This window comes from Phyllobacterium sp. CL33Tsu, from assembly GCF_900113985.1.
GTDB classification, from domain to species: Bacteria; Pseudomonadota; Alphaproteobacteria; order Rhizobiales; family Rhizobiaceae; genus Phyllobacterium; species Phyllobacterium pellucidum.
Genome location: NZ_FORJ01000002.1, coordinates 117,967 through 130,884, shown reverse-complemented (window position 1 = coordinate 130,884; position 12,918 = coordinate 117,967). Strand labels below are relative to the sequence as shown.

Below are 12,918 nucleotides of genomic sequence, written 5' to 3'. Positions count from 1 at the left end.
GTTTCGGCGCGGCAGGAAGATTGAGGCGAAACGGCAGAGAGCGATGAGCTTGACGCGGGTTTCGGCGCGACGGTGAGACCAAAGGGAAGCGGGTAGCAAGCGATGAGCTTGATGACGTGGCAAGCCCCCTACCGCTGTGCCGCAGTGGCAGGTTCCGGAATGCCTCGCCGTCACAACGAGAAATCGTTTAGCGGCCCAGCGCTGGGCCGCCAACGAATTCGGTTCACGTAATCCAAATATTCGACGCAAATCCACAAAAGCAAAAGGCCGGGAGCGACCCGACCTTCCTAAACTTACCTCTACATCAGTGCCAGTACATCCGTGGTCAAAGACGAAGATAAGCTGTTCGCTTGAGAACGTTCACTACCCTGTTATTACGACAGAATGATGACGTGCATCGATTAAAACGGGAAGCGCGTACGCAACACCTTTTCGCGCTCGGGAACAAGGTGAACGATCAAGGTAAAGACCGGGTTAATGCGGCTATCGAACTATTGGGCCGGTCCCAACAATCGATCCTGGTTGGTTCTCCCGCCCATGCAGGTGTAGCGAACTTCATAGCGCGGATCCATGATCGCGGTCACGTCCCGAGCCGTACAGTTTCGCCCGGTGCTGCGCAGGAACTGCTCGGCCGCGTCGCGGTAGACTACCGGTGGCGTCGCCACCAGACCGCCGGCGAGGCCCTTGACGAAGCCTTGCGTCGCTCCACCGCCGCCCGGTCCAATCATCAAGCGGTTGCGCTGCGGATTGTCGATGATCTGGAATGACTGGCCGTTGCTCGCCGTAAATTGTTGCTGCGGCAGGCCGCCATAGTTGGATTTTGCGTAGTCGATCCCCGCGCAACCGGTCAAAGCGGCGAAGAGGAGAGGGGCTGTCAGCAGCAGTGAAGGTTTCATACTGTAACTCCGTAATTGACGCCTTGAGTGGCGTGGCATTCCTGTCAGGCGCACCGGGATCGGCGCCTCGGGCTCGGTTATTTGCTCTCCTCTGCGGTTTCCATCAGGGCGGCTAAAACTCTTCCGGCTGCCCGTGGCAGGTCTTCGGCAATCAGCCCAAAGCCAAGTGCATGGGCCGCCGCGCCGTGGATATGAACCGCCGCGCAGGCTGCCGCAAACGGCGCCATGCCCTGCGCCATCAATCCTGCGTTGAGCCCCGCAAGCACATCGCCCGACCCTGCGGTCGCCAAAAGGGGCGTGCCGTTGCTGTTGATGACGGCGCGCCCGTCTGGCGCTGCAATGACGGTATCGGCGCCCTTATAGATAATGATCGCGTTGGCGCGCGCAGCTGCAGCGCGTGCCCACTCCAGCTTTGAGGGCATGGCCTCCGCATCGAGATCAGGGAAGAGGCGCTTGAATTCGCCTTCGTGCGGCGTAAGTACCAGGCGCACTTCCGGCAGGCGCCGGGTCGCGGCAAACAGCATATCCGGCTTGTCCTTGAACGATGTGATCGTATCGGCATCGAAGACGAAGTGTCCGGGCGCCTTGTCAAGGAGCTCAAGCGCAAGGGCGCGCGTCTTTTCGCCAATACCGAAACCGGGCCCGATGACGAAGGCGGTTGGCTGGCGCGCTTCGATAAAGTCGGCGAGGTCCTGTCCATGGTCGCACCGGCTGAGCATGATAGATGTCAGATGCGCTGCGTTGGCCGCAAGTGCCTCACCTGGAGAAAGGACCGTGACCGCGCCCGCGCCGCTGCGGGCGGCAGCCATCGCCGACAGGCGCGCCGCCCCCGTTGACGTGGCGCCGCCCGAGAATACGGCGACGTGACCGCGACGGTACTTGTGGGTGTCGACATCAGGCGAGGGGAGTTGGTCCCGCCACAAGCCGGGCGCGTTTTCGAAGCAACGTGACGAGATCGCGGCGAGCACCTCATCCCTGATGCCAATATTGTGGACGATAAGATCGCCGCACAGCGCGCGGCCCGGATAGAGCAAATGCGCCGGCTTCTTTCTGAAGAACGTGATCGTGCTATCGGCCTGGAAGACAGTGCCGAGCGGCAGGCCGGTGGCGCCATCGAGCCCCGAAGGCACATCGACGGCAATCCGGCGCACCGGCTCCTGGTTGGCGCGCTCGATCGCCTCGGCAGCCTTGCCGGTGACCGGCCGGTCCAGCCCGGCGCCAAACAAGGCATCGACGACGACTGAGCCGGGCTGGGGCGCGAAGCCTTCGATTGAACGCGGACGTAGCGGGCAGTCCGCAAGTGCGCGGGCGGCATCGGTGCCGGCCTTGGGCGCGCCGTCCGACCAGACGAAGGCGCTGGCGCCGCTGTCGTTAAGCGCGCGGGCAATCACGTAACCGTCGCCGCCATTATTGCCGGGCCCGCAAAGAACGTGAAACGCTGGCGCATCGCCATGATGGGCAAGGAGATGGCTTGCGATGCCTTCGCCGGCACGGAGCATCAGCGTGTACCCGTCTCCCGGTCCGGCAGCGATGGTGAGCCGGTCGGCCTCGCTCATTTCGGCCGGCATCAAAATCTCATATGCCATTCGCGCTTTCCCTTGAACATTTCGCTCGAGACTAGAACAAATCCCGGCGAAATGAAGCCGGTTCAAGCGAAGCCGGTGTTGGAAGTACGCTCCGCAGCCTTCAAACGCGGCAAGGCCGGCAAAGTTCAACAGGCGGCAGCGCCAGGCGTATTTGCTGGTCTATAAAGCTCAGTCGGCGCCCAGCCGCACCAGCACCGCGCGCGGGATACCATAGTGGTTTATCGCGTCGTCATGTCTGCGCAGCCCGCAAAGTTCGCGCTGGATGAAATAGGCGTGCACTGCTTTCGCCGCTGCCTTCAGGCGCGCCGCGCGTTCAGTATCCGAGGCCGCGTTCAGTTGCTCCAGCGCCTGTTCGACTTTCTGTCCCGCGCGGCCCAGCGCCGCTGCCATTTCAGCCATGATTTCCATGTCGATCGCGCTCGGCGGCGCTCCGCGATCGAGACCGGATGAAGTGTTTTGTGGCGGTCGAAACGACATGGGCAGCTCGGTATAAGGATCATCGAAAGGCGACGATCATAATTCGAGCATACGAGCCGCCACATCGCAAGGGTGCATTGTTCACCCCGCACGGCTTGCCGCTGCCACGCAGAATCGGCTACGAATCGGCTCCGGCAAAGCCCATGCCTCCCCCCTCCATTCGGGAAAGCATCATTCATGCAGGGTGAAGATTTTTGAAACCGACTGTTCGAGCACGACGCATAAGGAGGGACTGCAGCATACGCTCGCAATAGGAGGTTATTTAGATGAAATTGTCGGCACCCGTTTTCCATTTGAAGCGCCAGGCCAAAAACCTCGCATGCGAACTCGGCATTCCCCTGCACAAGGCCCTCGATCAGATCGCAGCGAGGGAAGGCTTTACGAGCTGGAGCTTGCTCGCAGCCACAGCGCCTGCAGGCTTGCCGGCCAGCGAGTTGTTTTCCCGATTGCTTCCGGGCGACCTCGTACTGATCGGCGCGCGGCCCGGCCAGGGCAAGACGCTGATGGGTCTCAGGCTGGCCGTTCAAGCGATGAAGGCAGGTCGTCGCAGCGCGTTCTTTACGCTCGAATACACGGCAAAGGACGTCGTCGATCGCTTGCGCGCCATCGGAGGCAATCCCACGCTATTTGATCAAAGTTTCGAACTGGACCACTCCAATGCCATCTGCGCCGATTACATCATCGAGCGACTGGCAGAGGCCCCAAATGGGACATTGGCCGTCATCGATTATCTGCAGATTCTCGATCAAAAGCGCGACAGACCGGATCTGACGACACAGGTGCAAGCGCTGCGAGGGTTTGCACGGCAACGAGGGCTGATCATCGTCTTCATTTCGCAGATCGACCGGTCATACGATCCATCGTTGAAACCCTGTCCCGATCTGCGAGATATTCGATTGCCCAATCCGCTCGATCTCGCCTTATTCGACAAGGCAGTGTTTTTGAGCAATGGCGCGGTGCGGTTCCAGACCATAAATGAGTGAACGCCGATGCCGCAGGCCGGTAAACTCATGAATATGGGCCGACACGTAAGTCCGAAGCTTGTCGGCCTTCAAAAAACTGCAATAAAAGTCTGGGATTGTGCTTGGAAGTGGCTCCCCGGGCCGGATTCGAACCAGCGACCAACCGGTTAACAGCCGGTTGCTCTACCGCTGAGCTACCGGGGAACAGCTACTCAGTCATCAGCGATGTGGCCTATAGCAAAAGGGTTTCGCTTTTGCAAAGGACCATTTCGATTTTTTTTCCGCAAATGTGCATAACAGAAGGATGACATGGCCGGCCCGGCTTCTTACATCCGGTCGAAACACGTCCAGATGATGGGAAAAGTTTTGGCTGAGCGCCCGGAAGACAACAAGGAGCACGCCGAAGAGACGCACAAGGCCCGGGTCAAGCGCCGGCATATGCGCATTCTCGGCCGCCACGTACCCATGCCGCAATCGGTGGCAATGCGTCGCACGCTCGGTGGTGCGCTTGTCGCTGGCGGTACATTGGGTTTTCTCCCGGTTCTCGGGTTCTGGATGATTCCGCTCGGCCTCGTCGTGCTGTCGCATGATTCTGCCCTGGTGCGGCGCAAGCGGCGTCAGTTGGAGGTAAAGCTCGGACGCCGCTGGAAGGGGAATGTCGCGAACAAGAAAGACGGCTCGGGCACGTGATGCCTTCCGCATGAATTGGGTATTTGGTCAAATCGTCCCCGTGATAATTGACGTTCCAGAAATCGCGTTGATCGGGGTCGCGGTTCTCTTGATGCGAGCGATGCTGACGACATACCCAAAAGTCGTGACGAGGCACATCGCGCTGATGACTGTTCGTTTCGAGGTGTGGCGAGGCGGCTTACGTCGTTTACCTTTTTTCATTTCATTTGCAGAATGCACGCGTTGCTATTTCAGAACTTGCAAGCGCAAAAAGGGGCCCAGTTTTGCGACTGGCAGATCAGTCCAGACAATTTCCCAGCGGGGCATAAAGGGCCTATGGCCAAGCTTTTCTCCATATTGGGAGCAAGTGCTGCCGAGAAAGACTTGGTTCGCGGTAATCTTCGAATCCATACCCACCACATACGGCGACCCCGGTACGGATGTGTGCGACAATCTTGTGGGATGCTTAGGGAGGATCTGCCAGCGTTTCTAAGACTCGGCAGACCGGACAGCGAGACAACACTGAAATACCTAGAGCATCCCGGGGCCGGCGGCCTGTATTGGGGGCTTCATACCGCGGAAGATGCAGCGTAGAACAGAAATTAACCAATCAGGAACGATGCGAGAACGCCCGTTCGGAATGGGACGAGGAATTTCTTCGGAATGGCTTGACGGAGCGATTTCGGTCTCATAGAGAACAGCACCGGAGTTTCAACGGGTTATTCCGTGCTTCGATTGCAGTTGAGGCCTCGTGGCGGAGTGGTTACGCAGAGGACTGCAAATCCTTGTATCCCGGTTCGATTCCGGGCGAGGCCTCCAACTCTTCTGGCTCCGCTCCAACTGTTTGACATTGCTTGATTTTTTGTCGGGCGTGGCAGCATGGGCCACCACTTCACCTATAGGATGTGGCTTGGCATCCGTTCAGCCGATCATTTCCCTCAAGCATCATCAGGTCTGTGGCTTCGTCAATTGAGTCGAGCGTCGATGCTTGCAGTCGCTCGAATTTGCTCGACGAGATGCCTGGTGCTCGGAAAGCGCTTCTCCTGAAGGGCTCGAACCAGATCGAGGGTCCATCCCTCGGCTTGGACATAAAGCAGATAGTCATGGACCTGTTGCTCAAATCCGCCATCACTGACTTTCAGTCCAATCGGCCCTTTGTTGAGTTCGTTTGCGAGGAACAAGTCGAAATCCGCGGCCTTAGGAAACGTGCGCACAATCGATTCTCGCAGGACTTTCTGCTGTTTGCCGGAGATATCGTCCCAATTGACCGTCGTATAGTCGATGGGGATCGGGTCGCTGACTGTTTGTGAACGTTTGACGAAGGACGCCGCCCCGCCTTGCGATAACAAGGGTGCATTGCGCCGTCGCACGCGTGCGACGAAGATTACTATCCCGCCGATCACTATAAGCGACGCCAGGAGCGGAATCAGCGTCTTGATAAACACCTCGCCCCAGGACGCAGGCTTCACCTTGACGGAGACTTCTCCGAAATAGCTGTCGATACGCAGGCGTGCTGTAGAATCTCCGTCAGGAATGAGCGCATAAAGAGTAGCTTCGAGAATTTGATCTCCCTCGTTAAGCGCCGTTACCTGCCATTTCCAAACGGTAGGAAAATCCCCTTCGGCAATTGGCTGAATCCGCTCGCTGATCGGTACGATACGGAATGAGCTGCCCTCCAGCTGAGCTTCCATTTCTGTCGAAACATGCAACGTCTTTAACGAAGTCTGGTCATCGTGGGTCACCGTTCCCATGAGAACCTCGTCAGAAATCTTGACTCCGACGCGAGCACTCACCGTCCGCGTTTCCTGGACCGTCATTTCTCCGGGAGCAATCAAGACAATCTTGCCGACGGGGAGGGCCTTGAGGGTTTTGCCTCGTTCGTCCAGGCGGGTGCTTACCTGCCCGGAACCTTTGGCAGGATAGGCGTCCGGAGGCGGTTTCGCATTCACATCACCGAACGCGCCGTCAGCGTTAGGGAACGTCGTGCCAGTATCGGTTGGTGCTATCTTATCGCGATTGAGCGTTACTTTTTGGCCTTCGGCCCCATCATACCGGAAACTCAAGACAGTGAAGGCCGTGGCTACCGCAAGTAGCGAGATGACGCCTACGCTAATCCAGACTGATCGACGCCACTTGAACACGTGTTCGCGCCCCCTTCCGCTCAATATACTCGATTGCACGAGCGTTGCGGAGCCGGCTTTTTGCGTAACACAGCCGGAGACGCAGACGTCGTGCCGCAATTCATCGCCATCATAAGGCTCGCCAGTAGCAATACGATTGTGGAGAAGTATTTAGCCTGCGCACAATAGAATAGGAAATGGCTCAACTGTTGGCTATGCTCTGCGAAACCAATCAGCGTTCCGTATTGTTGGAGGGGTTGATTGGGGTTGCAGCGTTCGATGCCGAGGGCATTGAACTATTCGATATCCCGTCTGAATGAGGAAGGCGATATGTCTCTAAGCAATCCTTCACCCGCATTGCACAATGAGGATCTGGCACCTGCCACGGAACGAAAGTGGGGTGCCTTCAGTATATTCAACGTGTGGACGTCGGACGTTCACAGTCTTTGGGGCTATTATCTCGCCGCCAGTCTTTTTCTCCTATGCGGCAGCTTCCTCAATTTCATCATCGCCATTGGCCTTGGCTCCTTGGTGATTTTCTTCCTCATGAGCCTCGTCGGCAATGCCGGCGTCAAAACCGGCGTACCGTTCCCCGTGCTCGCCCGAGCATCGTTCGGCACGTTCGGTGCAAACGTGCCGGCGCTGGTGCGGGCGGTGGTTGCATGCTTCTGGTACGGTGCACAGACCGCAGCGGCCTCGGGCGCCATCGTCGCGCTGTTGATCCGCAATGACGCCATGCTCAACTTCCACCAGAACAGCCATATGCTCGGCCATTCGACGCTGGAAGTCATCTGCTATGTAATCATATGGTCGCTGCAACTGATGATCATCCAGCGCGGCATGGAAACGGTCCGCAGGTTTCAGGATTGGGCCGGTCCCGCGGTGTGGATCATGATGCTTTTCCTTGCGATCTATCTGGTCATCAAGGCTGGGACATTTTCGTTCGGCAGCGAAATTCCGCGCGATGTGCTTTTGGAAAAGACCAAGGATGCAGGCGTTCCGGGTGAACCCGGTTCAGTTGCAGCGCTCGCAGCGGTGGCTGCGACATGGATCACCTATTTCGCCGCGCTCTATCTCAATTTCTGTGACTTTTCACGCTATGCGAAGGATGTAAAAACGCTGCGCAAGGGCAACCTCTGGGGCCTGCCGATCAATTTGCTCGCCTTCTGCCTCGTGGCCGGCATCACCACGACGGCCGCATACACGGTCTATGGTGAAGTGCTTCTCCATCCCGATGGCATTTCAGCGAAGTTCGACAACTGGTTCCTGGCGCTGCTGGCCGCTCTCACCTTTGCCGTTGCGACGCTCGGCATCAATGTGGTGGCGAATTTCGTTTCCCCGGCCTTCGATTTTTCCAACGCCTTTCCACGGCAGATCAGCTTCAAGCGCGGCGGTTATATCGCGGCACTGATTGCCCTGTTGCTCTATCCATTCGCGCCGTGGGAGACGGGTGCTGCCCACTTCGTCAACTTCATAGGATCGACCATGGGCCCGATATTCGGCGTTATGATGGTCGATTATTACCTGATACGCAAAGGCGTCCTCGATGTGAACGCGCTTTACCAGGAAAACGGGGAATTCCGTTTCCAGGGTGGGTGGCATGCAAATGCGTTCATTGCCTTCGCGGCCGGGGTCCTGTTTTCTTCGATACTTCCGACCTTCACCAGTATTCTACCGGCCTGGTGGGGAACCTATGGATGGTTCTTCGGCGTGGCGATCGGTGGCGGCGTGTATTTCATGCTGCGCATGGGAGCGCGCGCCAAACCGGCTTTCGCCACCTGAATCGCAGGCTATCGTCGAGGGTTACTGCGAGAAGCGGGTGGGGGACTTGCCGGGATCGTTCAACTCGAACGTCGTTCCGAGTATCTGCGGTAAACGCCCTTGCCGGCCTTCTTGGCGATGTAGAGCGCTGCGTCGCCACACCAGAGCAGGCTTTCCGGCGTATCGCCGTCGCGGGGCGCCAACGCTGCGCCAACATTGACGGTGACCGTGACCGGTTCCGCGCGCCCAAGGTCGAGCGGTTCGGATACGGTGCCAATGATGCGGTCGGCGATGTTCGCAACTTCGTTGGCGGTTACTTGCAAAAGGATGATGGCGAATTCGTCGCCGGCAATGCGATAGACGACATCGTTCCTGCGCATGCATGACTGGAGCCGGTCGGCTACCAACCGCAGCAGGGTGTCGCCATCGGCGCGGCCATAGCGCTCATTGAACTTGCCGAAGCCATCGACGTCGATGCACAGGATCGCGAACTGCAGACGATCGTCGAAATCGCTGTCCGCATAGGTGCCGCACAGGCTGTCGAGATGTTCTTCAAGCGCGGCGCGGTCCGCCAGTCCGGTCAACTCGTCCTGCGTGAACGGAACATCGCCGAATCCTTTGACCTCAATCATTTGCCTCGATTTCCTATCGTCCATGTGGACGCATCCTCCGCGTTCCATGTGGACAATGACAGGTGGGCGCCCAACGTTCAATCCCGCATTCAGCCAAGGGTTAAGCAACCGTACCCGAGGCGCGCGCATGGCATCATTTGGCTATGATCTCCGCCCAGCGTTGCGTATGCGCAAGTGGTGCACGAACGCCGCAATCCTCCAAAAATTTGGGTCATGCAGTCCGAAGCGCATTAGTCATTCATTGACGCTAACGGAATTTTTTGCCACACCCTTTAAGTAAAATAGTAACTTCTGTGAGAGGGTGATCCGGCGAAGGACCATCAGCTTGACGGACGGCGGGTTTGATGGGGATTCGCCAGAAGCATGTTACGCGCTTGCAAAGCGTAGTGGTTGCAAGCGCCTTGCCAGGAAAGCTTGTAGAGAATGACACCGAATTTCGAAGACCTGCGGATCAAGATGGTCGACAATCAGTTGCGCACGACTGATGTGACCGCAAAGGCCGTTCTGCAGGCTTTTCTAGACGTTCCACGGGAAAAATTCGTGCCGGCTGCGCGTCAGCCGCTGGCCTATATCGACGAGGATGTGCTGCTCGCTTCGGATCGTGCCGGATCGGGCCCGCGTTATCTGATGGAGCCGTCTCCCTTCGCGAAACTTGTACAGCTTTGCAATATCCAGCCCGGCGATGTCGTTCTCGATATTGGCTGCGGCACGGGCTATTCCGCTGCCGTCCTGTCGCGAATCGCAAGCTCGGTGATAGCTCTCGAAAGCGACAAGGAATTGGCTGACAAGGCCGCCGAAACCTTGCCTGCGCTCGGCTTCGACAACGTTGTCCTGGTCAATGCGCCGCTGAAGCAGGGATATCCGGCCGAGGCGCCCTACGATGTAGTCATTATTGAGGGTAGCGTGGACGAGGTTCCTGGTACATTATTCGACCAGTTGAAGGAGGGGGGACGACTCGCGGTGGTCGTGGGGACCGGAAACGCGGGCAAGGCTATGCTCTACGGAAAGAATGAGGGGATTGTTTCCGGGCGCCGTGCCTTCAATGCCGCGGTCAAACCGCTTCCTGGATTTGAGAAGGTTGCTGCGTTCGAGTTCTGACTGCGGGCGATGAGACAAATGTGCAACTGTAGCTGAATTTTGTTGCACATCGGAAGTTGTGCCTGTGGCCATCTTGGCAATTGGCAGTTATTGAACCACATGTTGTCGAACCAATCGGTTCGGTTAAACGTGAGAGTTAGAGAATGAAGGGGCTTATGGTGTTCAAAGCGGGTAAGCGAGTTCTAACCGCAGCGCTATTGTCAGCGACGGTGTTGTCCACAACGCCTTCGATGGCAGAGACGATCTTTGGCGCGATGGCCAAGGCCTATAACAACAATGCTTCGCTGAACGCAGACAGGGCCGGCGTGCGCGTTACCGATGAGGGCGTTGCAGTCGCGAAGTCCGGCTACCGCCCGATCGTTTCTGCGACGGCGGATCTGACGTCTACCAATCGCCGCCTGGATGGCGGCCCAAGCGGCACTTCGAATGTTGGTACATTCGGCGTTTCGGTCAATCAGGTGCTTTTCGACGGTTTTACCGTAAGCAACAACATCAAGGCTGCGAAAACCCAGGTGTTGGCCGCGCGCGAAAACCTGCGCAATAACGAGCAGAACCTGCTTTTCAGCGCTGCGCAGGCCTATATGAACGTCTATCTGACGCGGCAGATCGTCATTTTGCGCCAGAAGAATCTCGAGTTCCTCGATGAACAGTTGCGCGCCGCAAAGGCGCGTTTCGACGTTGGCGAGGGCACCCGGACGGACGTTGCGCAGGCAGAGGCATCAAAGGCTTCCGCGATTGCAACGCTCGATGCTGCAAAGTCCGACGAGAAGACCGCCGAGGCGACCTATATCCAGATCGTCGGTGACACTCCGGGCAGGCTTGCTGCCGCGGCGATGGCAACGAAAGCCGTACCGAAATCTATGGATCAGGCATTCTCCATTGCCACCAACAATCACCCCGCGATCCTTTCCACACAGTACGCCGTTGACTCGGCGGGCTACAATGTGAAGGCCAATGAAGGTCAGCTCCTGCCGCAGATCGGCTTGAATGGCACCGTCCAACGCGACGAGATTTTTTCCGGTGGTATCAGTTCGGGAACGACCGACGGAACGTCTGCTTCGGCGGGCATCCAGGTGACGATCCCGATCTATAATGGCGGCCGAACCTCTGCGCTCGTGCGCCAATCAAAGGAAACGTTGGGCCAGCGTCGTATCGAAGTTGACGTCGCTCGCGACAGCGTGCGCCAGGCAATTGCCCAAGCCTATTCGGAGATGGAATCCGCCAAGGCGCAGATTGTTGCTCAGCGTTCGGTTGTTGCCGCCGCCCAGCTTGCCCTGAACGGTGTCATCGAAGAACGCAAGGTCGGACAGCGGACAACGCTCGACGTCTTGAATGCCCAGGCTGATGTTCTGACTGGCCAGATCAATCTCGCGCAAGCGGAGCGCGACAGCGTGGTGACGAGCTATGCGGTTCTTTCCGCCGTGGGTCGCCTGACCGCGATGCAGATTGGACTCCAGGTTGCAGAGTACAAGCCTGAAGAGCATTACGATGCAGTCAAGGACAAGTGGATCGGCTTGCGGACACCAGACGGCCGCTAACTCTTCTCCGTTTCTGATTGATTATTTGCCGTCAGGTCGATCGCCTGGCGGCAAATCCATTTCAGGGCTTCGGGCAATCGCCTCCAGAAAATCTGTGGGTTAGCGCCAAACACCGCGCGCAGGGATTCTCAAACTCAATCCGAGCCTCTACACTGAATACAGATTCGTTGCAGCGCAACGGAACAAGATGTAGTGGGCAAGGGTATTATGGCACAATCATCCAGCGTCGCGCGGGAACCTTCGATGGAGGAGATTCTCGCATCGATACGTCGTATCATTGAAGAAAGCGACACGACGCGGACCGACGATGTGCCGCCCAAAGCGGTCAACACCGACGTCGCTTCGCCTGTAGCGCGCTCCGAGCCCCCCGTCAGCGAAGAAACGGTCCTGCCACCGCGCGAGGGGATCGCAGTACGGCCACCGGTTGCCAGCGCGCGGCCGACCTTTGAAGCGCCCTTGCGCCGGGCTGCGTCACCGGTACAGGCGAAAGCCAGCGAACCGGAGATTGCCCAAGCGAAACCGATGGAACTACCCGCCGAAGATGCGGCAGAGCAGGCAACCGCCAGCTACGCGGCTCAGGCTGAAGCGAACGAAACTGTCGTGTCGGCACCCGTTCTGGATGTTCCGGCCCATCTCCAGCAGCCAGTGACTGAGATGAGTATCGAGGAGGCTCGAGCTCTTCTGCCGGAGTTCGAGCCGATCGCAGATGTCAGGCCACCGGTTGCGCCAAGGGTAGAACCTGCCGCAGTGCCCGAGTACCTGGCCGAGCCAACGAAGGAACAGGAAGACGTGCATAGCGCAAATCCGGACGAGGCGGTCTCGCTCAATCTCGAACAGGCGCTGGAGCCGATTCTTTCCGCAGCAGCGGAGCGCGAGGTCAGTGCCGCTTTCGATAATTTGTCGTTTGCCGTGCGCAATGAGCAGCGCCGCTCCTTTGACGAGATTGCGCAGGAGATCATGCGCCCGCTCTTGCAGGAATGGCTCGATAATAACCTTCCGACGCTGGTAGAGCGCCTTGTGCGCGAGGAGATCGAGCGCGTCGCACGTGGTGGGCGGCGGGCCTAGGCCTTCCAATTCAATTGCGATTTCGGCGAGGCTCTACCGCGCGGGCGAGGATGCGCTCGCTGAACCAAAATGCGCCACATTGCGCATGCCATTGGGTAAAAAGCCCAATGATTC

The 12,918-nt window shown here is 58.0% G+C and carries 11 protein-coding genes and 2 tRNA genes; 7 read left to right on the top strand and 6 right to left on the bottom strand.

The genetic code is table 11. The features are described from left to right. Positions 1–491: 491 nt before the first annotated feature. From BM074_RS10265 to BM074_RS10255, 3 genes are all read right to left on the bottom strand, one after another. A complete protein-coding gene (locus BM074_RS10265; protein WP_091921769.1) occupies positions 492–896 on the bottom strand; it encodes a hypothetical protein in 405 nt (134 codons plus the stop codon). A 77-nt stretch (positions 897–973) separates the two neighbouring features. After that, positions 974–2,482, bottom strand: a complete 1,509-nt coding sequence (locus BM074_RS10260; protein ID WP_091921767.1) for an NAD(P)H-hydrate dehydratase — start codon at positions 2,480–2,482, stop codon at positions 974–976. A 168-nt stretch (positions 2,483–2,650) separates the two neighbouring features. Then, positions 2,651–2,959 (bottom strand): DUF6665 family protein, encoded by a 309-nt coding sequence (locus tag BM074_RS10255; protein WP_091921765.1) that lies wholly within the window; start codon positions 2,957–2,959, stop codon positions 2,651–2,653. Between the two features lie 266 nt (positions 2,960–3,225). Between BM074_RS10255 and BM074_RS10250 the strand changes: the two genes are divergently transcribed. After that, positions 3,226–3,942: a DNA helicase gene (locus tag BM074_RS10250; protein WP_091921763.1), complete on the top strand. Its 717-nt coding sequence runs from the start codon at positions 3,226–3,228 to the stop codon at positions 3,940–3,942. 108 nt (positions 3,943–4,050) lie between these two features. On the opposite strand, the gene BM074_RS10245 is transcribed toward BM074_RS10250, so the two are convergent. After that, positions 4,051–4,125: transfer RNA gene (locus tag BM074_RS10245), tRNA-Asn, on the bottom strand. Between the two features lie 234 nt (positions 4,126–4,359). Here BM074_RS10245 and BM074_RS10240 point away from each other — a divergent pair. Both BM074_RS10240 and BM074_RS10230 read left to right on the top strand, forming a co-directional pair. Beyond that, positions 4,360–4,611 carry a hypothetical protein gene (locus tag BM074_RS10240; RefSeq protein WP_091922409.1) on the top strand — a complete coding sequence of 84 codons (252 nt, stop codon included), beginning with the start codon at positions 4,360–4,362 and terminating at the stop codon, positions 4,609–4,611. 724 nt (positions 4,612–5,335) lie between these two features. Continuing rightward, positions 5,336–5,409 (top strand) — tRNA-Cys (locus BM074_RS10230). 146 nt (positions 5,410–5,555) lie between these two features. Here the strand turns inward: BM074_RS10230 and BM074_RS10225 are convergent. Then, positions 5,556–6,731, bottom strand: coding sequence for an effector-associated domain EAD1-containing protein (locus BM074_RS10225; protein ID WP_091921759.1), 1,176 nt, complete (start codon positions 6,729–6,731; stop codon positions 5,556–5,558). Between the two features lie 309 nt (positions 6,732–7,040). On the opposite strand from BM074_RS10225, the gene BM074_RS10220 reads away from it, so the two are divergent. Further along, entirely contained in the window at positions 7,041–8,492 is a 1,452-nt protein-coding gene (locus tag BM074_RS10220; protein WP_027231495.1) for an NCS1 family nucleobase:cation symporter-1, read from the top strand. A 59-nt stretch (positions 8,493–8,551) separates the two neighbouring features. Here BM074_RS10220 and BM074_RS10215 read toward each other — a convergent pair whose 3' ends face one another. Next, on the bottom strand, positions 8,552–9,103 hold the full coding sequence (locus BM074_RS10215; protein WP_051614898.1) for a GGDEF domain-containing protein: 552 nt from the start codon (positions 9,101–9,103) through the stop codon (positions 8,552–8,554). A 423-nt stretch (positions 9,104–9,526) separates the two neighbouring features. On the opposite strand from BM074_RS10215, the gene BM074_RS10210 reads away from it, so the two are divergent. The 3 genes from BM074_RS10210 (at position 9,527) to BM074_RS10200 (ending at position 12,804) form a co-directional block, all read left to right on the top strand. Then, positions 9,527–10,201, top strand: a complete 675-nt coding sequence (locus BM074_RS10210) for a protein-L-isoaspartate O-methyltransferase family protein (protein ID WP_027231494.1) — start codon at positions 9,527–9,529, stop codon at positions 10,199–10,201. Between the two features lie 143 nt (positions 10,202–10,344). After that, entirely contained in the window at positions 10,345–11,739 is a 1,395-nt protein-coding gene (locus tag BM074_RS10205) for a TolC family outer membrane protein (protein ID WP_081815858.1), read from the top strand. A 207-nt stretch (positions 11,740–11,946) separates the two neighbouring features. Next, complete coding sequence (locus tag BM074_RS10200) at positions 11,947–12,804, top strand: PopZ family protein (protein ID WP_091921757.1); 858 nt, start codon at positions 11,947–11,949, stop codon at positions 12,802–12,804. Positions 12,805–12,918 lie beyond the last annotated feature (114 nt).

What these genes read in the sequence shown, in the direction of transcription:
- BM074_RS10255 (WP_091921765.1), bottom strand. Translation starts at nt 2,959, where the DNA reads ATGTCGTTTCGACCGCCACAAAACACTTCATCCGGTCTCGATCGCGGA.
- BM074_RS10250 (WP_091921763.1), top strand. Translation starts at nt 3,226, where the DNA reads ATGAAATTGTCGGCACCCGTTTTCCATTTGAAGCGCCAGGCCAAAAAC.
- BM074_RS10220 (WP_027231495.1), top strand. Translation starts at nt 7,041, where the DNA reads ATGTCTCTAAGCAATCCTTCACCCGCATTGCACAATGAGGATCTGGCA.
- BM074_RS10210 (WP_027231494.1), top strand. Translation starts at nt 9,527, where the DNA reads ATGACACCGAATTTCGAAGACCTGCGGATCAAGATGGTCGACAATCAG.
- BM074_RS10215 (WP_051614898.1), bottom strand. Translation starts at nt 9,103, where the DNA reads ATGATTGAGGTCAAAGGATTCGGCGATGTTCCGTTCACGCAGGACGAG.
- BM074_RS10260 (WP_091921767.1), bottom strand. Translation starts at nt 2,482, where the DNA reads ATGGCATATGAGATTTTGATGCCGGCCGAAATGAGCGAGGCCGACCGG.
- BM074_RS10240 (WP_091922409.1), top strand. Translation starts at nt 4,360, where the DNA reads ATGCGCATTCTCGGCCGCCACGTACCCATGCCGCAATCGGTGGCAATG.
- BM074_RS10205 (WP_081815858.1), top strand. Translation starts at nt 10,345, where the DNA reads ATGAAGGGGCTTATGGTGTTCAAAGCGGGTAAGCGAGTTCTAACCGCA.
- BM074_RS10265 (WP_091921769.1), bottom strand. Translation starts at nt 896, where the DNA reads ATGAAACCTTCACTGCTGCTGACAGCCCCTCTCCTCTTCGCCGCTTTG.
- BM074_RS10200 (WP_091921757.1), top strand. Translation starts at nt 11,947, where the DNA reads ATGGCACAATCATCCAGCGTCGCGCGGGAACCTTCGATGGAGGAGATT.